The 23,555-nt window shown below is 53.3% G+C and carries 18 protein-coding genes; 13 read left to right on the top strand and 5 right to left on the bottom strand.

All coding sequences use genetic code 11. The annotated features are described in order from the left end of the window. Positions 1-5: 5 nt before the first annotated feature. On the bottom strand, positions 6-1,166 hold the full coding sequence (locus JMJ16_RS45690) for a Gfo/Idh/MocA family protein (RefSeq protein ID WP_201392472.1): 1,161 nt from the start codon (positions 1,164-1,166) through the stop codon (positions 6-8). 389 nt (positions 1,167-1,555) lie between these two features. Between JMJ16_RS45690 and JMJ16_RS45685 the strand changes: the two genes are divergently transcribed. The 5 genes from JMJ16_RS45685 to JMJ16_RS45665 all read left to right on the top strand — a co-directional run bounded on the left by JMJ16_RS45685 (position 1,556) and on the right by JMJ16_RS45665 (position 8,196). Further along, the gene (locus JMJ16_RS45685) at positions 1,556-2,608 is read left to right on the top strand and encodes a LacI family DNA-binding transcriptional regulator (RefSeq protein WP_201392471.1); all 1,053 of its coding nucleotides are present in this window, start codon (positions 1,556-1,558) and stop codon (positions 2,606-2,608) included. Between the two features lie 213 nt (positions 2,609-2,821). After that, a complete protein-coding gene (locus JMJ16_RS45680; protein WP_201392470.1) occupies positions 2,822-3,355 on the top strand; it encodes a (2Fe-2S)-binding protein in 534 nt (177 codons plus the stop codon). After that, a complete protein-coding gene (locus JMJ16_RS45675) occupies positions 3,352-5,871 on the top strand; it encodes a molybdopterin cofactor-binding domain-containing protein (RefSeq protein ID WP_201392469.1) in 2,520 nt (839 codons plus the stop codon). Before JMJ16_RS45680 ends, JMJ16_RS45675 begins: the two co-directional genes overlap by 4 nt. After that, entirely contained in the window at positions 5,871-6,857 is a 987-nt protein-coding gene (locus JMJ16_RS45670; protein WP_201392468.1) for a xanthine dehydrogenase family protein subunit M, read from the top strand. Before JMJ16_RS45675 ends, JMJ16_RS45670 begins: the two co-directional genes overlap by 1 nt. A gap of 64 nt (positions 6,858-6,921) precedes the next feature. Beyond that, positions 6,922-8,196 carry a phenylacetate--CoA ligase family protein gene (locus JMJ16_RS45665; RefSeq protein ID WP_201392467.1) on the top strand — a complete coding sequence of 425 codons (1,275 nt, stop codon included), beginning with the start codon at positions 6,922-6,924 and terminating at the stop codon, positions 8,194-8,196. Between the two features lie 36 nt (positions 8,197-8,232). On the opposite strand, the gene JMJ16_RS45660 is transcribed toward JMJ16_RS45665, so the two are convergent. After that, positions 8,233-9,132: a class I SAM-dependent methyltransferase gene (locus JMJ16_RS45660; RefSeq protein ID WP_201392466.1), complete on the bottom strand. Its 900-nt coding sequence runs from the start codon at positions 9,130-9,132 to the stop codon at positions 8,233-8,235. A 377-nt stretch (positions 9,133-9,509) separates the two neighbouring features. Here JMJ16_RS45660 and JMJ16_RS45655 point away from each other — a divergent pair, with 377 nt between their 5' ends. The 4 genes from JMJ16_RS45655 (at position 9,510) to JMJ16_RS45640 (ending at position 14,474) form a co-directional block, all read left to right on the top strand. Further along, entirely contained in the window at positions 9,510-11,618 is a 2,109-nt protein-coding gene (locus JMJ16_RS45655; RefSeq protein ID WP_201392465.1) for an ATP-binding protein, read from the top strand. Positions 11,619-11,650: 32 nt separating this feature from the next. Beyond that, positions 11,651-12,397, top strand: a complete 747-nt coding sequence (locus tag JMJ16_RS45650) for a GntR family transcriptional regulator (protein ID WP_007919239.1) — start codon at positions 11,651-11,653, stop codon at positions 12,395-12,397. A 210-nt stretch (positions 12,398-12,607) separates the two neighbouring features. Then, a complete protein-coding gene (locus JMJ16_RS45645) occupies positions 12,608-13,921 on the top strand; it encodes a cytochrome P450 (RefSeq protein ID WP_201392464.1) in 1,314 nt (437 codons plus the stop codon). 253 nt (positions 13,922-14,174) lie between these two features. Then, on the top strand, positions 14,175-14,474 hold the full coding sequence (locus tag JMJ16_RS45640; RefSeq protein WP_201392463.1) for a GlsB/YeaQ/YmgE family stress response membrane protein: 300 nt from the start codon (positions 14,175-14,177) through the stop codon (positions 14,472-14,474). Between the two features lie 80 nt (positions 14,475-14,554). On the opposite strand, the gene JMJ16_RS45635 is transcribed toward JMJ16_RS45640, so the two are convergent. Both JMJ16_RS45635 and JMJ16_RS45630 read right to left on the bottom strand, forming a co-directional pair. Then, positions 14,555-15,880: a sulfatase gene (locus JMJ16_RS45635; protein WP_201392462.1), complete on the bottom strand. Its 1,326-nt coding sequence runs from the start codon at positions 15,878-15,880 to the stop codon at positions 14,555-14,557. 132 nt (positions 15,881-16,012) lie between these two features. Further along, positions 16,013-16,603: an HNH endonuclease signature motif containing protein gene (locus JMJ16_RS45630; RefSeq protein ID WP_201392461.1), complete on the bottom strand. Its 591-nt coding sequence runs from the start codon at positions 16,601-16,603 to the stop codon at positions 16,013-16,015. Between the two features lie 463 nt (positions 16,604-17,066). Between JMJ16_RS45630 and JMJ16_RS45625 the strand changes: the two genes are divergently transcribed. The 4 genes from JMJ16_RS45625 (at position 17,067) to JMJ16_RS45610 (ending at position 22,331) form a co-directional block, all read left to right on the top strand. Beyond that, the gene (locus JMJ16_RS45625; RefSeq protein WP_201392460.1) at positions 17,067-18,074 is read left to right on the top strand and encodes an ABC transporter substrate-binding protein; all 1,008 of its coding nucleotides are present in this window, start codon (positions 17,067-17,069) and stop codon (positions 18,072-18,074) included. Between the two features lie 215 nt (positions 18,075-18,289). Next, complete coding sequence (locus JMJ16_RS45620; RefSeq protein ID WP_201392459.1) at positions 18,290-19,222, top strand: aldo/keto reductase; 933 nt, start codon at positions 18,290-18,292, stop codon at positions 19,220-19,222. Positions 19,223-19,751: 529 nt separating this feature from the next. Next, positions 19,752-20,315 (top strand): hypothetical protein, encoded by a 564-nt coding sequence (locus tag JMJ16_RS45615; RefSeq protein ID WP_201392458.1) that lies wholly within the window; start codon positions 19,752-19,754, stop codon positions 20,313-20,315. Between the two features lie 237 nt (positions 20,316-20,552). Next, a complete protein-coding gene (locus JMJ16_RS45610; RefSeq protein ID WP_201392457.1) occupies positions 20,553-22,331 on the top strand; it encodes a diguanylate cyclase in 1,779 nt (592 codons plus the stop codon). Positions 22,332-22,666: 335 nt separating this feature from the next. Here JMJ16_RS45610 and JMJ16_RS45605 read toward each other — a convergent pair whose 3' ends face one another. Further along, positions 22,667-23,398: a pentapeptide repeat-containing protein gene (locus tag JMJ16_RS45605; protein ID WP_201392456.1), complete on the bottom strand. Its 732-nt coding sequence runs from the start codon at positions 23,396-23,398 to the stop codon at positions 22,667-22,669. Positions 23,399-23,555: the final 157 nt, after the last annotated feature.

Here is a 23,555-nt window from a genome sequence, read left to right as displayed (position 1 = left end):
CTCACCTAACTCAGTTCAGCAGTCAGGTCGGGAACGTCTATCCAGCGTCTCTCCTGCCAGGAGCGTAGCCCCAATTCGGCTACCTGCACGCCTCGAGCGCCTGCCAGCAAATCCCATGGGAAGGGGGTGTCACAGGCGACATGCTTGAGAAACATCTCCCACTGGACCTTGAAGGCGTTCTCAAATATGGCATTATCTGGCACGTCCTGCCAGTTGGCATAGAAATCAATGGGGTTTGGAATGTCGGGGTTCCAGACCGCCTTTGGCGTGTTCACGCGGCTCTGCACCTTGCACTCGCGCAAGCCAGCGACCGCGCTACCATGGGTGCCATCAACCTGAATCGAAAGCAGTTCATCGCGATACACACGGACGCACCAGGATGAGTTAAAGTGAGCTATAATACCACCCGCTAGCTCAAATGTGGCATAAGCGGCATCGTCAGCGGTGCTGGCATAGGGCTGACCCTGCTCATCGACGCGCTCAGGAATATGCGTAGCTCCCAGGCAAGAGAGGGCCTGAACCTCACCAAAGAGGTTCGCCAGGACATAGCGCCAGTGACAGAGCATGTCTACAATGATGCCACCCCCATCCTCCTGGCGATAGTTCCAGGATGGTCGCTGTCCAGGCTGCCAATCGCCCTCAAAGACCCAGTAGCCAAACTCGCCGCGCACCGAGAGGATACGCCCAAAGAAACCGCTATCGATCACACGTTTGAGCTTTAAGAGACCCGGCAAAAAGAGCTTATCCTGCACCACACCATGTTTGATCCCCGCCTGGCGCGCCTGGACTGCCAGCGCGAGGGCTTCGCGCGTATCGGTCGCGGTCGGTTTCTCGCAGTAGATATGTTTCCCGGCGCGAATGGCGGCACTGACGCTCTCATAACGCTGCTTCGTCGTCTGGGCATCAAAGTAAATCTCGTCTTCCTGGCTGCGCAAACAGCTCTCCAGATCGGTGCTCCAGCGCGTGATGCCGTACGCTCGCGCCAGGGCCTCTATCTTTTGTGCATTGCGCCCAACCAGAATAGGATCGGGCATTAATACATCGCCATCCGACAACTTAACGCCCCCCTGCTCACGAATGGCGATAATCGAGCGAATCAAGTGCTGATTCATGCCCATGCGCCCGGTAACGCCATTCATAATGATGCCAATTCTACGTGTTGCCATTGTCCATTCCTTTCGCGGCTATGCCACACTATCTCGCCATCGAGAAAACGTTATCCTCTCGTTCTCATGTTCAGAATAAAATAGAAGGGCTTTATAAGCTCCTATCCCCAAGATATGGCTATTTTCAGATTTACTTTACAGTAAACGTTTACTATCACTAACTATAAACAACCTGGAGTATTTTTGTCAATATCTTTTCTCCTTCACTCGGGCTTCTCAAAAGTTATCCATGTCCTGATGCTCAACACGAAAGTTGATGCTCAAAAAGAACTTTTGAGCACCCCTATCTTCTACTTGACAAAAGTAGGGGACTCAGGAATACTTGCATAGTAATCCATTACTAATACAGCTTGCGTATGTGCGCAATGGGGGAGTAGAGAGTTAGAGCGATGGGGAAACAGTTAGTCTCAATTGTGGATGTGGCCAGGCGCGCCGGGGTCTCGGTGGCCAGCGCCAGTCGTGTTTTAAGTAACGCCTCCTATCCTGTTAGCGAGGAGACACGTGGCAAGGTGCTGCAGGCCGCCCGGGAATTACATTATGCACCCAACTCTCTGGCACGTAGCCTGCGCGCTCAGCGCAGCAACCTGATCGCAGTCCTCGTGGGCGATAACGCCGATTCCTATTTCGCTGAGATCACACGCGGCGTCGAAGAGGTGGCGAACGATTGCGGCTATCTCACTATCGTCTGCAATACTGAGCGCAAAGGTGAGCGCGAGCTACACTATCTCCAGATGCTCCAGGACTACCGCGCCGATGGTGTCATCTTCGCGGGAAGCGGCCTTAACGAACCTGGCCATACTGAGCGCCTCAATACCATAGTGCAAACTATGCGTGAGCGCGGGGCGGCAATAGTAACCCTGGCTCAACATACACTTCAGGTACCCACTATTCAGGTTGATAACGCTAGCGGTGCGCGCGCCATGACACGCTATCTATTGGAGCTGGGACACCGGCGAATCGCGTTTATAGGTGGTCCCTCCAACCTGATCGTGGCCAATATGCGTCTACAAGGCTACATGGCCGCGCTCATTGAAGCAGGCTTGGATGTTGATCACACGCTTATCCTGGCGGGAAGCTTTGACCGCGAGGGAGGCGAGCAGGCGGTGCGCAACCTGGAACAGTTGCCTGAGCCTCAGCGTCCCAGCGCGATTTTCGCCGCCAACGACGAGACAGCCTTTGGCGTTCTTCGAGGACTTAACAGCCTCGGCTGGCGCGTGCCAGAAGACATTTCCGTCTGTGGTTTTGGCGACCTCCCTATGGCCCAGGTGGTTGTTCCCTCCCTCACGACGATCCATATTGGCCTGCGCGATTTAGGCCGAAGTGGCATGCGCAAACTCCTGGCCCAGCTTCAACACAATGATACCGCAGACACTGAACTGCTATCCGTACAGGTCGTCCCCCGCGCTACAACCCAGACCTATTCACCTCCCATCACAGGCTAGCTATGTACCTGCGGTGCTCAGAGGGTATGTATGTGGCATGGAGGGCGTGCGAATGCACGCCCTCCATGCCACATACATACTTATGGGCGAGCTTGTGAGCTGAGAAGATACAGCTCTTGCATCTGCTCACCCCTGAACATATACTTGTTCTTATGAACTAACAAAATGTTCTTCAGTTTGAACAACGGGCTTCAAAAGGAGCGAGCACCAACTATGCAACGAACGCTCATTACGCTCACCGTCAACGGCGAAGAGAGAGAAGTCGCGGTCCTGCCTCATCATACCCTCATGGAGGTGCTGCGCGAGGATCTTGGGCTGACTGGCACTAAGCACGGCTGTGAACTGGGCGAGTGTGGGGCCTGCACCATCCTACTGGATGGCGAGCCTGTTCTCTCCTGCCTGGTGCTGCCTCTGGCAGTGCAGGATCGTGCTATTACAACTATAGAGGGTCTGGAACGCTATGGTCGACTTCACCCCCTACAGGAAGCCTTTGCAGAACTAGGCGCGGCCCAGTGTGGCTATTGCACTCCCGGAATGCTCCTGGCGGGCGCGGCCCTGCTGGCAAAAAACCCTCGACCTACCCCCACACAGATGAAGGAGGCCCTGGCAGGTAATCTCTGCCGTTGTACTGGCTATACCAAGATCTATGAGGCTCTGGAAAAGGTGGCTGAACGAGGGGAGGTAGAAAAGCACGAGACTGCCACGCCAGCTTCATCGTCGAACGGGATAGGAGGCAAACGACAATGAAAGAACAGCAATTGGACAACAGGCAGCCTCACCCCTATAGTATAATCGGTACGTCCAGACCTAAAGTCGATGCCTACCCAAAAGTTACTGGCCGCGCCCTGTATGCAGACGATATCTCGCTGCCACGCATGCTCTATGGCGCCCTGCTGCGCTCCCCTCATCCCCACGCCAATATTCTCGCCATTAATACACACCGCGCCCTCGATCTTCCAGGCGTGATTGCTATCCTCACAGGCTCAGACCTACCACACAAGTTCGGTATCCTCCCCTCCAGTCAAGACGAGTACGCCTTGGCACGCGATAAAGTACGCTATGTTGGCGATCCTGTAGCCGCCGTGGCTGCGCTCGATCCCGAGACCCTTGAGCAGGCCCTGAAGCTGATCGAGGTTGAGTACGAGGTCCTGCCCGCCTTGATAAGCATCGACGAAGCCCTGGCCCAACCCGATGTCAAGATCAATGAGGAGGCACGCATCGGCAATATCCACAAGGCCGTCGCCTACGAATTTGGAGATGTGGAGGCGGGCTTCGCTGAGGCCGACTACATGCGCGAGGACTGGTTCTACTACGAGGGCAATACACACGCGCCAATCGAGGAGCATGCCTGCGTGGCGAACTGGGAACCTAATCCCAGCGATCCCATAGGCGGAAAACTAATCCTCTGGAGCTCAACTCAAACGCCTCACTATGTGCATCGTGAGTTGAGCAAGGTCCTGGGCCTGCCTCAATCGCATGTGCGTGTGATCGTCCCCCATGTGGGTGGCGGCTTTGGTGGCAAGTCTGATCCTTTTTCACACGAGATCTGTGCTGCCGAACTCTCACGACGCACTGGACGACCCGTAAAGATTACCTGCACACGTGAGGAGGTCTTCCTGCTGCACCGGGGACGCCATCCAGTTAAGATGTGGATTAAGACGGGCGTAAAGCAGGATGGTACGCTAACAGCTATGCACTTCCGCTCCTTCCTGGATGGAGGGGCTTATGGCTCCTATGGCATCGCGACTACCTATTATACTGGCGTGCTCCAGACTGTCACCTACAAGTTGCCATCCTATAAGTTCGAGGGCATGCGCGTCTTTACCAATAAGCCTCCCTGTGGTCCCAAACGCGGACATGGCACAACCCAGCCACGCTATGCCCTGGAGGTCCACCTGGACAAACTGGCATACGACCTCAACATAGATCCTCTTGCCCTGCGCAAACATAACCTGATACAGCCCTATACCCGCACCATCAATGGGCTACGTGTAACCAGTTGCGCCCTGGACAAGTGCCTGGACGCTGTCACCGAGCGCTCCCACTGGTATGAAAGGCGCCAGAATACTCCAAATCAACCGTCTGTGGCGAGTCCACTTCGCCGGGGCCTGGGTATCGCCGCCGCCTCCTACATATGTGGAGCAGGTAAACCTATTTACTGGAACGATATGCCGCACTCCGCGGTGCAAATTCGCCTGGACCGTGGCGGCGGCGTGACCATCTACTGCGGCTCAACGGATATCGGGCAGGGCTCGACATCGATTCTGGCCTATATCGTTGCCGAGGAACTGGGCATCACACCAGAGCATATCCACGTGGAGACCGCTGACACCACACTTACTCCCGTTGATTTGGGTTCCTACTCCAGTCGTGTGACCTTCATGGCGGGCAACGCCGCCATCAGCGCCGCTCGTAAGCTCAAACAGCAACTTTTTGAGGTCGCCGCCACACGCCTGGCTGTTCCAGTTGAACGCCTGCTCGCAGCAGAAAACACTCTCTACGACGAGGCTGATCCTGGTCGCTCACTACCCTTCACATTGGCAGTCCAACTTGCCGAGACGAAGTTTGGCGCGCTGGTCGCGGCTGGAACATACGCGCCCCCCGAGGGCATTCACGGCAATTATAAGGGCGCGGGCGTCGGCCCATCACCAGCCTACTCCTACTCGGCCTGCGCGGCCCAGGTGGCGGTCGACATAGAGACTGGCGAGCTGACCGTTGAGAAGCTCTGGCTGGCCCATGATGTTGGGCAGGCCATCAATCCCCTGCTTGTGGCGGGCCAGGTCGAGGGCGGGGCATATATGGGCTATGGCGAGGCCGTGATGGAACAGCAAATTTTCCGCAAGGGTCGCCATAAGATCCCTTCACTGCTCGACTATAAGCTCCCTACAACCCTGGATACGCCCAAGATCGAGACGATTCTTATCGAAGAGGCCGACCCGGAGGGGCCCTTCGGAGCCAAGGAGGCGGGGCAGGGGCCGCTCAATCCCGTGATTCCAGCCATAGCCAACGCCGTTTACGACGCCATAGGCGTCCGCATTGATGAGACGCCCATCACGCCCGATAAGATCCTCCAGGCCCTCAAGGCCCTCTCTGGTCAACGCGTCCAGGAACGCAAGATACAACCTGTTACCGCTCCCAGTCCCTGGCCCACTCGCCTCATTCAATGGCAACCCGATGAGCAGGCAAAAGTTATTGAGCCTGCATCACGTTATGGCTATAAGAGCAATCAGCGCGCTACGTTGATGAAAGGAGGAGATGTCTGATGCTTCGCCTTCCCCCATTTCGTTACCTGGCACCCTCCACACTTGCTGAGGCCGCGCATATGCTCAGTGAGGAGGGCGAGCAGGCCATGCTGGTTGCGGGCGGTACCGACCTCTTCCCAAATATGAAACGCCGCCAGTTTACCCCGCAAGTCCTCATTGGCATCGGCAATCTTCCTGAGCTAAGCCATATCACAGGCTCGCCCGAGGGTGGGATGCACATTGGCGCGGGCGTGACACTCGCTAGGCTCTCCGAGCGGTCCGACATCCAGAGTGCTTACTCTGCCCTGGCCAGCGCGGCTAGCTCGGTCTCGACGCCTCAATTACGCGCTATGGGTACGCTTGGCGGCAATATCCTGCTTGATACACGCTGCAACTACTACAATCAGAGCGAGTTCTGGCGTCACTCCATTGGCTATTGCATGAAGAAAGATGGTGAGATCTGTCTGGTCGCGCCTGGTAGTCCACGCTGCTGGGCCATCTCCTCCGCCGATACCGCACCTGTACTGCTCAGCCTGAAGGCTCAGGCGCGACTCGTTAGCGCACGTGGAGAGCGCATGTTGCCAATCCAGGAACTTTATTGCGACGATGGCATGCATCCCTTTACCCATGAGCCTGATGAGATATTGCGCGAGATCTATCTTCCACCTGCTGAGGGCTGGAAGAGTACCTACCTCAAGCTACGGCGTCGTGGTTCGTTCGATTTTCCCCTACTGGGTGTAGCCATCGCTCTGTGTCAAGAGCACGATGGCACCATACAAGAAGCGCGCATCGTACTTGGTGCAGTCGCCTCGTATCCGATTGTAGCAGAGAAAGCCGCGGCGCTCCTACATGGTCAGCGCCTCAGCGTCAATCTCATTGAACATGTCGCCCAAGAGGCCACCAGGCTCGCCAAGCCACTCGATAATGCCGACCTTACTATCAACTACCGCAAACAGGTCACGCTCGTCTACATCCGGCGCGCCCTCAACCAGTTTCTCACTGAATAACGATCAATACGTAGAGTAGAAATTATCCGCATGAACGTGTACGTTCAGAGAGGATGACGGGACCATGATGGACCTGGAAGGTGCTACGAGAGCACAAATCGCTACACATCAACTGCAACGGCTCCAGGAAGGGCTACGCCGTATCTCCACTCATAACCGCTTCTATGAGCGCAAGTTCGCCTCCTCCGGGCTTAATATTGATGATATCCAATCTATAGCCGACCTGGCATGGCTCCCTTTTACTGTCAAACATGAGTTGGTGGCCGATCAAGAGGAGTATCCCCCCTTTGGGAGCAATCTGACTTATCCGCCATCGACCTATATACGCCTGCACCAGACCTCAGGTACTACAGGTCACCCATTGAAGATTATTGATACACAGGAGAGCTGGGACTGGTGGGCAAAGTGCTGGGAAACTGTGTATAGGGCGGCAAGCGTGACGAAGGAGGACATTCTCTTTCTGGCCTTTGGCTTTGGCCCTTTTATTGGCTTCTGGTCGGCTTATGAGGGGGCTAAACGCATAGGCACATTGACTGTGCCTGGCGGCGGCATGACCTCGCTACAGCGATTGCAGGTACTTCAGGATGTGGGCGCAACCGTCCTGGTCTGCACACCAAGCTATGCTCTGCACCTGGCCGAGATCGCTCGCGAGCAGCATATTCCTTTACATAAGAGCCGTATCCGCCTGACCATTCACGCAGGCGAGCCCGGGGCCTCAATTCCCGCAACGCGCAAACGGATTGAGGAGGCCTGGGGCGCGGAGACCTTCGATCATGCAGGTATGACGGAAATGGGAGCCTATGGCTTCACCTGTAGTGCCCATACCGGCATCCATATCAATGAAGAGGAGTTCATTGCCGAGATCGTTCAGCCTCATTCTGGACAGGCAGTTACGAAGGGCGAGAAGGGCGAGTTGGTACTGACCAACCTGGGACGCTGGGGCAGTCCCGCCTTGCGCTATCGCACGGGCGATCTGGTTGAGCATGGAGGCTATGCCTGCGCCTGTGGACGAGGCTCTCTCCTGCTGAAGGGAGGCATTCTCGGACGCGTGGATGATATGCTTATCGTACGTGGGGTCAATCTATATCCCTCGGCCCTGGCAGACGTACTGCATCGCTTCCCTGAGATTGCGGAGTACCAGGTGCTCGTTACTCGTGATGGCAGGATGGATGAAATTACCCTCAAGGTCGAGTGCCCCACAGAGCTTATTCCACGCCTTCAGGAGGATCTACGACTTGCATTCAACTTGCGCATCCCTATACAGGTCGTTGAGCCGCAGACACTGCCGCGCTTTGAACTAAAGGCCCGGCGTGTCATCGATCAACGACCTCGTACATGATTTAGGGAGAGGAGGTTACCTCCTTTCTCCCTTAGATCAAGCCTTATTTGGATCGGGAACTTCACCAAGCACGGTCACGAAGGTCCAAAGGGCGCAGAAGTCCGGCGAGTTCATGTCTTCCAGTGCCAGGTGATAGAGGCGGTCTAGCTCTTGCTGCGTCGCCAGTCCCAATTGGAGCAGGTATGGCTGCACCAGTTTATAGACCGTCTGCCCATTCTGATAGGCTCTCACACGCTCAAGGCTGCTTGCCGAACAATCAATGGCATAGCTAAAGAGGCGCACATTGCGACAACCTGCGTCCTGCAACAGGCGCTTCATCACTGGTATAAGGCCAAGGTGGCGCCCATCAGGTGAGAAACCAAGTCCTCCCGCCTTCATGCTCTGGGCAATCAAGGCGTTCAACTGTTCACAGGCGGCACTATTGGTGAGCGGCGCCTCCGCTTCTACGACGCGAATAGCTCCGCCCGGTCGCGTGATACGCGCACATTCCCGCAAAAAGGTGGGCCATTTGCTCGTTGGCATAAAGCTAGAGAGCAGCCTCGCATTGACGAGGTCGAATGTATTGTGGGGAAAATCCAATGGCCCGGTTGCGTCCATGAGGTGCAAGTGCAGATTCTGTACATCCTCTTCCTGAGCCTGTGAGCGTGCATATTCTAGCATTCCCGGGTTGATATCAACGCCCGTCACCTGGACAGTCGGGTGCTCAAGCGCGATATCAACGGCCCATCCTCCGGCACCACACGCAATATCAAGCACATCTTGAATATGGGAAAAGTCGCTTATCTCTGGCAGGGCACCTCCCATGCCATTCGCCAACAGACGATGCTGTTTACATAGGCGCGCGACCTCGCCGAAATTATCGGCATCTATAAAATATGTGCTCTCACCAACCTGTTCTTCTCTCTTCGCTTCAATAGCTTCCCATTGCTCCGACATAGAGTCCTACTTCCTTAAAGTATCAAAAATAACCTCTCTCCAAAACAATTATAATATGCTGACTTTAGTACCGCAATATAGCTTAACCTCTTGACACATGTCCTAGTTACGGTTTAGATTACAATAATTGCGTATTTCTGTTGCCTCTCATCCGCTATACACATATGTTTTAAAAAAAGTCCTGAAGTAGAACGCAGAAAGTAGCTACTCAGATCCTCTCTCCAAGAGACACTCGCAGCGTCTGCGACGCTGCGTAGGGTTATGGGATGTGGGAAAAAATGCCTTCGGCATTTTTTCCCACATCCCATAACCCTACAAGCCACGTAGTGGCGAGAAGTCCTGAGCAGTTGCCACAGCAATTTTAAGCAGGTGAGCTTATGAGTTCCCTTATGAATACCAGGCCATATCACTATGCGGAGACAATGTTAGAGCATACTCCAGTAGGTATGGCTATTTATGATGCTGCTGATTTTCGTTTGCTTGAGGCCAATTCGCGCTTCCTGGGCTTTTTTGATACCCACTTTGCGACTCAACCGGAGCATAAGCTCCGGCCCAATCAGACTGTTGCCGATTGGGTATATCATCCCCAGAGCGCGCAGCTTCTCGCCATCTTTCAGCAGGTCAAAGCCAGCGGCCAGGCCTATCAGAACCCTGAGTTTTGTTTCCACAGCGGCGAAGGCGTTTCTTATTGGAGTTGGACTCTCCAACCGGTCTTTGATGATCAGCAGAATATCACGCACATTATTCAGAGCATTACGGAAGTAACTGAGCAAGTCCTGGCACGCCAGAAAGCTGATGCGACTCTCAGCACAAAGAGCGATTTAGCCGAAATAGAGCACCAGGCGGTGGCAGTCATCGAACACATCGCGCGCAGCCTGCGCAACTCCCTCGAAATCGAAACCGTGTCTCAGACGGCTATTCATGCGATTGCACATCATATCCGTCCCCTCAAGGCCAGTCTCTTTGTCAGCGACACCACGCACCGCGCGCTACGTTGTCTGTCCTCGCACCAAGACGCCCAGGCCAAGCATCACCTGCTAGACGTTGACTACCTGCCCTTCGAGAGCCAGGATCTCCCTCTTACTTCCTCAATTCTCCAGCAGCGCGAACCTGTACTCATTACTGATCTCCAACTGGCCGCCGCTCAGGAGCGTGTGCCCGCCAGAAACCCATTCGTGACCGCCGGGATACTGGGCTATGCCTACCTGCCCCTCTGGCATAGCAATCGCTTTGAAGGAGCGCTCTGTGTACTCTTCCAGACCCCCATCGATCCAGCAGGACCTGAGATCCGCATCTTACGCGGATGCAGCGCGTATATCGCCTCGGCTATGGCGCATGCGCGCATCCATACCTCTGTCGAACGCGAACAATCCTATCTCCAGGCCGTTTTGGATCAACTCCCTGAAGGCATCCTGATTGTTGAGGCAGCCAACGCGACCATCAGTTACGCGAATGAGGCCGCCGCCAACATCCTCGGTTTAGAGTCACAGGATGTTATTAATCAGCCATTGCACCATTATCGACGGCAAATGAAGAACGTGGATATGCGCGTGGGTGGGCAAATGCTCACGCCCTGGACGGTTATCGTGGTGCGGGCACTCTGTGGCGAAACCATTAAAGGCAAAGAGGCTATCGTTGTGCATGCAGGAGGAAGTCGTCTGATTACACTGGCTTCCTGCGCGCCCTTCTACACAGAAGATGGTATTATGAAGGGCGCAGTCGTCGTCCTGCAGGACGTCACGACCCAGAAGACCTTCGAACAGCATAAAAATGAGTTCTTCTCTATCGCCAATCATGAGCTGCGCACACCAATCACGGTCATTCAGGGCTTTGCGGAGATCCTCCAGATGAAGGCCCAACAAGAGCCCATCTTTGATGGCACAACGAAATATGCCTTGAGCAGCATCTCGGAACAGAGCCAACATCTTACCCACTTGATCGAAGAGATGCTCGATATCTCGCGGATTGAGCAATCCCGCTTCACTCTTCAACGCCAGGCATATGACCTGCTACCCATCATCACCAATGTGTTTCAGGGTCAGCAGGTAGCGGCTCGCCAGCACCAGCTTCACTTTATACTGCGTGGTCTCAATGCCAGCGACCGCCTGCTGGCCCTGGTGGATGAAGAGCGTTTAATCCAGGCGCTCAACAATCTTATTGGCAACGCGATAAAATATAGCGCGCCAGGCAGTGAAATTGAGGTTGGTTTGCGTTACAATAGAGAGCAAGAGGGAGATCAGGGAGTTGTTTTCTGGGTTAGGGACCAGGGCATTGGCATCGCCAACGATGAAATCCCGCTGATCTTCAAGCGCTTCTATCGAGCGCGCAACGTTGATCAGAGCCAGAGCGGCTTCGGTATTGGCCTCTACCTGGTCAAAGAGGTAATTTCCAGGCACGGTGGGCGCATCTGGGTTGAAAGCAAGGAGGGCAAAGGGTCAACGTTCTATTGTGCCCTCCCAATCGTAACGCTCCAAACCACACCTTAACAGTGGTGTTCTTACATTGGGAAGATGTTTGCATGAGTATTATTTCTAGAAATAGTCCTTTACCGCGCTATTATCAGTTAAAAGAGATTATGCGCGAAAAGATCCGCAACGGTGAGTGGCAGCCAGGGAACCTTATTCCCTCGGAGCGCGAACTAAGCGAACAATACGGTATCAGTCGCATGACAGCGCGCCAGGCCATTACTGAACTGGTCAATGAAGGACTCTTTTACCGTGAGCAGGGGCGCGGCACCTTTGTGAGCCACCACCGCATTACGCAGCACCTGACGCAGCTAACTGGCTTTAGCGAGGACATGCACGCGCGCGGACAACGTCCCAGCGCCCACGTCCTTTCGGCGAAGATGTGGCCTGTTGACGAAACAGTGGCTGAACGCCTACATATTAAACCAGGCGACAAGGTCTTTCGCTTGCACCGTCTGCGCCTTGCTGATGGCGATCCGCTGGCCTTGGAGACCTCATTTATCCACTTTATGGGCTGCGAACGGCTGCTTGAAGAAGACCTCAATCAGCACTCGCTCTACTACCTGCTAGAAACAAAATACGGTCAGCCCCCCATGGAGGCCGATCAAGAGCTTGAGGCAGGCCTGGTGGGGCCAGAGGAGGCCAAAGTCTTAAAAATCGCCGTGGGTAGCCCCGTCCTCTACACACGCCGCACAACCTATACCGAGCGCAAGCAGCCTCTTGAGTATGCGACCTCCATGTACTGTGGCCACAAATATACCTTCTACACCCACCTGCAACGCGAACAGCTTACACGCTAACGAAGGTAGTTGTCCGACGCGTGCCTTGCGCCCTAAAGGGCGCAAGGCACGCGTCGGACAACTACTGTATGCTCCCTGTTTTCTACAACCTCTTTGCCATCACTACGTATCTCTTGACAGAGCCTACACGAAGAGTGATCTATGTTGAAGGACAACATATATTGTGTGGCGCCGATCTATCCATCTTTACAGATAGAAAAGAGCATGGCTATGACTACTTCCGAGATACGTCCTTATGAGGCCATTCCCCAGGTGGAGTTTCCTCAGGATTTCTATATGCAGGTGGGTCCCCTGCTCGCCAGTTACTATGAACAATATGGGCCAATCTTTCGCGCCGAGCGCTTCGGGCGCCAGATTACCTATATGCTTGGACCCGAGGCCAATCGTTTCATCCTGGTAAATAACCGCAAGAAGTTCTCACACCATATAGGTTGGAGCTCCATTTTCCAGGTCGAGCAGCTCCTGGGCCGCGGCCTGCTGATGATGGATGGCGAGGAGCACGCTCACCATCGCAAGATCATGAATCCCGCCTTTACCATTGGCTACATGTCGCGCTACCTGCCACTCATGCAGCGCATTATTCGTGAGCAGGCTGAAAGCTGGCTCGAACGCGGAGAGGTGGATATTTATGAAGAGATGCGCACAATCACCTTTAATGTCGCGGCAGAAGCGCTCACAGGTCTGAAAAGCGGCGCAGAGGTAGATACCTTCCGTCACCTCTTTGTCAGCCTGCTCAATCCCGCGGGTCCCTTCGAGTCGGATGAAGAGTACTATGCCTACATCACGCCCCTACAGGCCCAGCTCCGCGAGCTGCTCCTTCCCAGAATTGAAGAGCGCCGCAAGCAGCCAACCGACGATGTCTTTGGTCTGCTCGTACGCGCCCACGACGAGCATGGTCAATCTCTCTCAGATGAACAATTGATCTCGCATATCAATATTCTCCTGGTGGCAGGCCACGAAACTTCTACCAGCCTGAGTGCCTGGTTGCTCTATCTGCTCTCTCAGCATCCTGACTATACGCAACGCATCCTACAAGAGCAGACGCAGCTCCTTGCGCCTGGCAGCGAGCCAACATTAGAAGAGGTTAAGAAAATGAAGGTGCTGGACAATGCTTTAAGCGAGGCAGAGCGCCTTTATCCACCAGTTGCCAATGGACCACGCGGTGTAGCAGAGGATTTCGAATTCCACGGCTACCATGTTCCCGCAGGCACCTTTGTCTTCTACTCTATTGCCGGCGCTCATAGGCTTCCCAGCATTTTTAAAGATCCCGAGAACTTTGACCCCGACCGCTTCGCCCCACCTCGCGAGGAGCAGAAAAAATCTCCCTATGCTCTGGTTGGCTTTGGAGGCGGACCACGCATCTGTATTGGCATCAACTTTGCCCAGGTAGAAATTAAAGCCATTGCCTCACACATCCTGCGCAACTACCGCTTGACTCTCGCGCCAAATCAGCATATTCAACAGGTCTACGGCGTCACAGGCTTCCCCCTCAACGGCATCCGCATGCGCTTCAATCGCGCCTGAAAATATATTATAAGCACAATTTCTGGAGCGGCTGGCTAAGCCAGCCGCTCCAGAAATTGTGCTTATAATATATTTCTTAAAAAGCTTAGCATTGCTTTAGAGTATAATAAATTCCTCTATAATCGGTTATGATCTTGAAACTTTTTCTATCGCTAGCCCGTACTAGAAAATGTAAATGATACAGCAATGGTTTTTCATAAAAGGTATCAATTAAGTCACTTTTTCAGAGCAAGGAAATGGAGGATCTAGAGTTATGTTTACACAGGCTACTCTCGTACTTGCAGCCCTTGACCTTACCAGCATCGTATGGTGGCTGCTCGTCGGCTTGATCGCCGGTTTCCTGGCCAGCGTTGTGATGCGTGGTGGCGGCTATGGTATCCTCGGTGACATCGTCGTCGGTCTGATTGGCGCCTTCATCGGTGGCTTCCTGGCCAGCCTGGTGGGCCTGGGTTCGAGCGGTTTCATCGGCACGATTATCATCGCCTTCATCGGCGCGTGTGTGCTGATCGCCCTCTTGCGCCTCGTCTCCCGTGGTACGGCTCGCCGCTACTAATAGCGCCTCGTCAATCCACGAGAAAAATAGACAGAGAGAAGGAGCAGCCTCGCGAGGCTGCTCCTTCTCTCTGTCTGCGACTACTTACTATACTGCATGGGTTCATCAGGTGAGGTTTGGTCGGGGCTGTTAACTAGCGCACCTGCGGGCAAAGGGATGGCTCCATGCAGTAAGGGATCGTGTGTGGCCTGCATCCATTGCATTAAACGCTGGCGCATGGCGTCGGCAATTGTGGATAACTCAGGGTCATCGATGCGGTTACAGGCTTCATTTGGGTCAAAGAGCAGATCATAGAGCTCTTCATCACGCCTGGTCGCCTCTCCCCAGCCAGAACGCATCAGGAGATCCTTGGTGGGGCTGTCATCACAATTAGGCAGAACCAGCCTGCGATGGTGCGTATCGAAGTAGCGGATATACTTCCAGCGCTGCGTACGTACGGCCCGCTGTGGCTCGTAGGCGGCATGATAGTTCACCTCGGCGAAGATGGCCTCGTTAATCTGCTCACGCTCCTCGCGTATCAAGGGCAAGAGGGAGCGCCCCTGCACCCACTCAGGCCTGGGCACATGCAGCAACTCGCAGAGCGTTGGATAGATATCGATATGCGAGACCAGGGCATCACAGACCTTCCCGCCACGAAAGCCACCTGGGCCGCGCATCAAGAGCATCACCCCGATGCCATGATCGGTCAGGTTACACTTCATCCTGGGAAAAGCGAGGCCGTGATCGGTAGTACAGATTACCAGCGTATGCTCCGCCAGACCACTCTCCTCCAACGCTGCTAAGACCGCGCCAATAGCTTCATCAAGCTTTTGCACACTGGCCTTAAAGGCCGCCATGTCGCGCCTGACTTCAGGCGTATCAGGCAGTGGCGCGGGTGGCAACATATACTTTTCATCCTGGGTAGAGAACGGCTCGTGGAAGGGGCGATGCGTCTCCGAAAAACCAATGGAGAGAAAACAGGGTTGAGGCAGACCACTCCTCAAGAGTTGAACCGCCCTGGGAACAACATCTTTCGTGTCTGCACTGGCGACCTCTACTATCTCATCATAGCCAAGCAGAGCAGGATCGCGCGCCTCATGCTGCATACCAAGTAACAGCGAGGAGTAGCCCGCCGGGCGCAAAGCGTTCGCCAGGTGCTGTTGATAATCATAGAGTGAGAAGCCGCGATGAGCCAGGCCAAGCATACCCGCCGAATGAGGACTCTGCCCGGTAAGCAGAGCGGCACGACTGGGAGAGCAGGTAGAAGAGACAGAGAACGCCTGGCGAAACAGCACCCCCTGCTCCGCCAGGCGTTGCAGGTGTGGCGTGGGCAGAGCATGCCCATACGGTTGAATATAGCGACCAGTATCATGCGAGTGCAGATACAAAATATTAGGCTGCAAAATATTGGGTCGCGCTTGCTCCATAATTTTGCTCCTTCTTCTGGCTATCCGCTTACCTGGGCGTTGAAAGTCCATGCAAGCATGGACCCTACCAATATAACATAAGGTCTATGCCTAAGCATGGACCTTATGTTATATTCCTGGCAGGCAGGCTTATTAATTACCGCCCATTTTGTTATAGACGTTGAGCCAGTTGGTCGCGATCTCAATCTGGGCGTCTTTCAGGCTGATCGCGCCGGAGCACACCTGGTCGTGCAGGTAGTTCTCAACCTTGTCTTTCTCATGGAAGCCCGGCTTAGGGCTGGCAGCCTCGGGCCAGAGATTGGAGATGTCATTAGAGCCACCCAGTTCCAGGCTTACCAGGTGGTCGACCTCATACTCGCCCGTCGAGTGATGCGTAATGCCATACTCCTGGTAGACCTGATTCTTCTCGCTTGTTGGCACGTTGCGCACCGAGGAGGCATAGCCCGAGCGACAGATATCCGTCTTCGTCACGTTGGGGAAGATGGCACCTGGCGAACAGGCTTTATCCTGAAGCGGCCCCTGGGCCTGACAGCCAGAGGTCTTGCTTTGCACGCCCCAGTTCGGCGCACCACCGCTGCTCGAACCTGAGTTTGAACCTGTATTATCAGGACTTGAGGCCACACCCGGAACATCTGAACCACCATAGCTAGATGAGTTACATGCTGTAAGCAAAAGTGCTGCAACCATGCAGGCACCAAGCAGATGAATCCATACTTTGCGCATATTCTTTTCTCCTGTCGTCTACTCCACCCAACATTCACCCTGAGTACAAAGACTCATAAAGGGTCCATGCTTGCATGGACTAAAACGCTCAGGCAAGCATACTATTGCTATATATACATGTAGGGTCCATGCTTGCGTGGACTAAAACGCTCAGGCAAGCATACTATTGCTATATATAAAGGCTCTAGCTTATATACGTTTGTACAGTAGCAAATGGACGCACCTGTATTGAGCTCAATTCCGGCTCATCCGCCATTTGGTGATGAGGAGAATATCTGAACGGCAAAGCGTATTAAAACCCCGTCAATTTAGTTGGATGGAGCAGTATGTTTAGCGCCCAGGGGAATAATATCAAATTGTGTTTCTGTTTATAACTCTGATCGTTCGCCTTATCGTCCAGGTGGCTGAATTGGTCATGGCTAAATTCGTATATATTATATTTCACATATGGAGTAGGTAATTAATGTTCCGACGTCCTCGTTCGTTTTCCCTTCTGGTATTCGGCTTGTGGTTGTTGTCCATCAGCCTGTTAGCGAGTGGTTGCGGAGGAAGTACAACCACGACAACGGCCTCTTCAAATAGAGTACAACAGGTTTCTATTGGTCTAGGGTATATACCAGACATCCAGTTCGCACCTTTTTATGTCGCTCAATCAAAGGGGTATTATAGCGAGTCAGGTCTGAATGTTACCTTTCATCATGGTATCGTTCCAGACCTCATCGGTTCGATGGTGGCCGGAAAGAATACATTCGTTATGGCTGGTGGCGATGAATTGCTTACTGCTCGCAATGAGCATATACAGGCAAAAAACGTCGCAACAATCTTCCAGAAGTACCCTATCAGCTTAATTGTTCCTGCCGACTCACCAATTAAGTCTCCAGCCGATTTAAAGGGACACTCTGTCGGCATACCCGGTCCCTATGGGTCAAGCTATACTGCGCTGCAAGCATTTCTCTACAAGGAGCATCTCTCGCTTTCTGATATCAAGCTTCAACCAATAGGTTTTACACAGGTTGCGGCCTTGCTCGCTCATCGCGTGGATGCGATTATAGGCTTCTCCAATAACGAACCACTACAGCTTGCCAGGCGCAATGTACAGGTTCGCACATTTGCTGTCTCGGACTATCAACCACTCATCTCAGAAGGGATCATTGTCCCTGAAACCACACTTCAGGAGCAGCCGCAGGTGGTCCATGAGTTTGTGCAAGCCACATTAAAGGGGCTACAATATGTGATCGATCATCCTGAGGATGCGATCACGCTGAGTAAGCCTTATGTCCCCGGCATGACCAATACCCAGCAAACGCTGGAGATATTGAAGGCAACCATTCCTATTTGGCAAGGGAATGGAACACTTGGTACCAATGATGAGGCGGCCTGGCAAGCTATGGAGCAATTCATGGTTGCGCAGAAGATGATACGCCCCATCCAGAAGGTCTCGGACGCCTATACCAACCAGTACATAAAATAAACTCCACTCTCTTGTTTACACATGCTTCTTGGATGTGGCACGAAAGGTCGCTTTTCGTCTCAACCTCGTTCGTCATTGTGCAAGTGGCAAGATTGAGGTGGAGATGGAATATGTTACATCCCTGTTCCATGTAAAGCGCCATTAGTGCTGAGAAGCCTTCGGCAAACAGGTACTGAATAGTCACTACCAATGAAAAAATAAGGAGATCACTCACCATGCAAACACATCAGTTTGGCAAAACAGATATGCGGATTACAGCCATCGGGCTGGGAACATGGGCACTTGGTGGAAATCAATGGGGTCCTCAGGACGACCAGGAATCTATAGCAACAATACAACGAGCTCTGGACCTGGGTATCAACTGGATTGATACCGCTGCTATTTATGGGTTGGGAGGATCCGAGAAAGTGGTGGGAAGAGCCATTAAGGGGCGCAAACAACCCTATATCTTCACGAAATGCTCATTAATCTGGGATGAGGGGATGCAGGTAAGCAGCAGCCTGAAAGCCAGTTCGATCCGTCACGAAGTTGAGGAGAGCTTGAGACGACTCGATATTGAGACCATTGATTTGTACCAGATACACTGGCCCAATCCCGATCCAGAGATTGAAGAAGGGTGGAATACGCTTGCCGAACTCAAACGGGAAGGGAAAGTACGCCATATAGGCGTATCAAACTTCAACGTAGCGCAACTGCAGCGCGCGGAGAAGATAGCGCCCGTTGAAACGCTACAGCCACCATACTCATTAATTAATCGCCAGGCGGAGCACGAAATTCTGCCTTATTGCCAGCAAAACACGATTGGTACAATCGTCTATTCCCCTATGGCGTCGGGCCTCTTGTCTGGGCACATGACCCGTGAGCGCATTGCACAACTGCCAGATGGTGATTGGCGCAAACAGGGTCAGGAGTTTCAGGAGCCGCGCTTGACGCGTAATTTGGCGCTCGCTGATCTCCTCACGGCGATTGGAAAGGCACGCAATGTCACAGCGGGAACGGTCGCTATTGCTTGGGCGCTACATAACCCAGCAGTAACGGCGGCCATCGTTGGCGTGCGTCACCCGTATCAAGCCGATGAATTGGCTATCGTTGCCGATTTCCATCTGAGCGAGGCTGAATATCAGCAAATTGAACAGTTCTCCGTCTGAGTGTTGATCGGGGAAACACGCGAACCCTGGTGAGCATCTGCAATATGCAGAGAAGAAGGCCAGGATTTAGCTTCTCCAGCAGATTCAGACTATGCAGCAAGAGGGGCGAACTGGCAAACATAGTGTACGCATTGTCCCGTGCTGATTGCCAACAAAAGCCTCTGCTCAGCTGGATTGAGCCGAAGCGGGTTCAAGGCAAAAGAGTGATTGTCGAACCCGCTCAGTTTTTGACTGCTCGGGTACTCTCCCATCAGTCATTATTCCACACTATCTGAGGCACAGGGTATAACGAGGAAGTAGATTATATTCGTGTCTACTTGCATACTCTGCGCCTCAAGTGCGAAGACGACCTCAGGCGCCCTTGACCTTGCCACGCTTTTACGGAAGAGTAAAAGCTTTGGATATACTTTTCCTAAAGGAGAGTAAGAGGTTTGCCCGTCTAATGCGCGAAATGAAACCAGTTGCGTGCCACCCTCGACAGAAACACTTATTTTGCGCCTTACACAGAGTGAATATGTGGAGAATCTTCATGCATGATGCAAAGACAGTCGTTACCACCCCCAGACCAGTGTCAACTCTTAAATACGCTCTCCTCACGGCCCTTATCATCTTTGTGCTGAGAGTTATCCTCTTCGTGATGATGCCACAAAAGGCTATGTTCAGCTACCATTCAGATATGTCACTCACTTTTAAGACCAATGATGTCGTTGCTCTCACGGATACCCTCATCCTGAGTTTCATTAATCTCCCTTTTTATGCCTTCGCGGGGTGGCTCATAACCAGGAAAACAGGAAGCATTCGCACCGGCCTGCTAACAGGGCTAAAGGCTGGCCTCTTCAGCGGGTTGGCTATCTATATCATTATTGCGATTATTGCCATTTCGTTTGCCTCATTGCTCATGCTCGTGGCATCGGGCATCCCTCACGACCAGGGCACTTTCCCTCAACTTGTGGGCAATACGACGTGGTGGGTTGTCAGGACAATACTCGTCAATAACCTCTTGTTCATTGCCTTCGACATGGCCTGCGGTACTCTCATGGGCTGGTTCGGGGCCATGCTGGGCCTTACAAGCAAGAATACTTCTTGCTCGTAAGGAATATCAACAGGTTCCGCCAAAAATTAGGGGTTGAAAAAAGTTTGTTGCAACACAACCTCATTCATCGTATATCGCCAGTGTGTCCGCTGGCGGATAACGTTCTGACCATTGGAGTATATTGCAAAGAAGAGGGGCAATTCATGGGCCGATAGAGATATTTTCAGGGAGCAATGACAGCCGAAAACTGATACGAAAGTTCTAAAGCAAAGGAGATGCAGGAAAGGAAGAACAATCATGGACCACGAGAACTATGGACACCACAGCAACGCGTCCGAGCCTATCCCACGCTCGTCTCCTGATCTGCTGCTTGTGGCCAAGCTCCTTCTCCCAGTATTTGTCAAAATCAACCTTTATCGCCGCCGCTTTTTTAGCACTGCGGCCATAACTATGGCCGCCTCCCATGATAGTGAGACACCTGGTCCTACCACATCCATCCCCTGGCATCTGTTTGTGGGGCTCCTCCTGGGAAGCCTTGTCCTGGGGGCTTTCTCTTTTCTCATACCGTTCAGGCTGACGTTTGGTGGCCAACTCCTTGACGCTTTAAGCATATTGTATGCGCTGTTCCTGGCGCTGGTGTGTTTTCGCAGCTCATGGGGGCTGCTGAGCATGGTCGGTCCCCCTGGGACTGGCACGCTGACCGGACGGCATTTCATCCCGTTTCTGTTGGGCATGAGTACATTGTGGGCTGCTCTTGCACTCCTTGGCTGGGTGTCCGAGACCATGTGGACCCAGCGAGCATCGACCTATCCTACCCTGTTTCATGTGCTCGAGTTGGGAGTGTATCCGTTCTTCATTGCGGCGGTTCTGCTTCTGCCCTCGCCAAACCTCTCCCGGCTCTCGCGCCTGCGGATCCTGCTTGATAGCTTGATCATCCTGGCGACGGTCGTGACCCTCTATGTCTATGTGTTCGCGGTTCCCATGCTTGTCACGACCAGGCTAACACTCCTGGAAAAGACCTTGGGGAGTCTCTTCGTCACTGCCAACCTGGTGTCGCTCTTTTGCTTGCTGCTCGTCGCCTTCCAAACGGTCCATGTGGGTATACGACAGGTCATCGCTCTGCTCACGCTGGCCATGGTCATTTTCCTGGTCGGTCATGTGGTCTACTACACGCTCTTGCATTCGGCAGAGGCGAGCCTCACGACCGGACCAAACCCTGGCCTGCTTGGAAGTCTCACCCTGATCGCTATGGCAGCTCAAAGGATGCGGCGCGTGCTGGTTCAGGACGCACCTGCGGAACGTGGTCCCACGGTGCTTTTAGAGGAAACATGGGTATTTGCCCATTGGAAAACCTGGCTGGTGTCTCTCCTGGTGCTGATCTTTGCACTGCTGCTGGTGTCTCTCGCGATCCAGCCTGCCAATGTGTACACCCCCGCAAGGTTACAGGTCGTTGAGTTTGGTGGAACCGGTATTCTGATCTTGCTTGTTCTACGGCAGTTGCTAGTAACACATGAATTGTACAGCTTGAAGCAAGATCTCCGAGAGGCGAATGCGCAGTTAGACAGGCTGGCCGCTTCTGATCCCCTGACCGGTGTGCCCAACTATCGAACGCTAGTGAACACGCTTGGCGAAAAGTTGGAGCGCGCAAAGGCACAGCAGACGACGTGCTCCGTCCTGTTCATGGATATCGACCAATTTAAAGCTGTCAACGACCAGTACGGGCACGTAGTGGGAGATCTGGTCTTGTGCCAAGTTGCCGGGTTGGCAGTGTCACTTCTGCGCTCAGAAGATTGCCTGGGGCGGTGGGGAGGTGAGGAGTTTGTTGCTATTTTGCCAGGACAAGGTCCCACCGAAGCATTCACGGTAGCTGAACGAATACGGATGCGGGTCTCAGAGCAAGTATTTGCGGGTCAAAAAGACCTCCACGTGTCCTGTTCGCTAGGAGTGGCAACCTATCCACAGATGGCCACTGAGCGGGAACTGTTGCTGATTTGCGCCGATCAAGCCATGTATGAAGCCAAGCGTCTCGGACGCAATCAAACCTGTCTGGCGAAGCTGGAAAAGGACATAATATAGAGTCAGGTGCTAGTGTTGCAAAAAATTTAGAGCAAAGAAAACGAAGTAGGCAATTACGGCATAAGAATCATTTTACCGATCTGTAAGCAAACACAGGCATTGCTCAAGTTTGTCGAGAGCCATAAGCTGAAATTCCTTGTCACGTTGGTGCTGGTCACTGGTATGCGCAAAGGCGGGTAGAGTGCCTTGCACTGGTCAGATTTGGGCACTAAGAACGCTCTACAAGCGGGTTGCAAGAAGAAATACTCTCAAGGCTCTAGCTTATATACGTTTGTACAGTAACAAATAGACGCACAAACGCTTACAAGCTAGAGCCACACTATGCGCCTCTGCCATCATGACAATTCATCTGTCTGCGGTTGAGCATATGGCCACTCAATGACGACCCCTAACGCTTGAATCAGCGCCACCGCCTGCACGGGATCTATGACCAGGCCTTGCAATTCGGTCGGTCCAATATGTACGCCCTCGATCTCACAGCCGGCCAGGTTCACACCCTTGAGCCTGGTGCCCGAAAACTGCACATGGTTGAGGCGACAGCGCTCGAATACCGCACCTGCCAGGTCCGAGGCCTGAAAGTCCACGTCGCTAAGATCACACTCTTCAAAGCGGACCGAGCGAAACTTACTAAAACGGAACTGCGCCAGGTTCAAGGTACAGCCCTGGAATACCACGTCCTGGAAGCGCGATTCGTTGGCCTGGAAGCCAGTCAGAAGGCATGAACGAAACTCGACCCGGTCCATATTGACCTGCGGCCAGCAGGCGCTCGCCATTTCACACGCCTCCAGACGGCAATCCTCAAGGCGCGCAAGGTCGAACTGGCTCTCGTTCAGCTTTACCCGCTTGAGCAATACCTGCTCGACATGGACATGGGACGCGACCTGCCCACTCAACTCCTCACGCGCAAGAACGAACGTGCTATAGTGCCCATGGTCTTCCACATACGGCGTCGGCAACGCATGCGTCTCCATCCGCCGAGGCAAGAGCGGCGCTTTGATCGCTCTGACTACGGGCAATGGCCCGGTTTGACCAGCGGGAAGTGGACCAGATTGGTACTGGCTACACATTTCACTTCTCTCCTTTCAGCGAAGAACACCTACAGCAAGCGACACACAAAATTGGAGGGCGATCTACTCACCCTCCAGTGTACACTAAAATTTTTCGCTTGTCGTCTTGCTCTACTAAAATCTTTCAACCCTAGAATCTTTTAATCTCTATACGACG

The sequence above is a fragment of the Ktedonobacter sp. SOSP1-52 genome (assembly GCF_016587395.1).
Note: the sequence above shows the minus strand (reverse complement) of the source record. Positions and strands in the feature narration are given on the sequence as shown.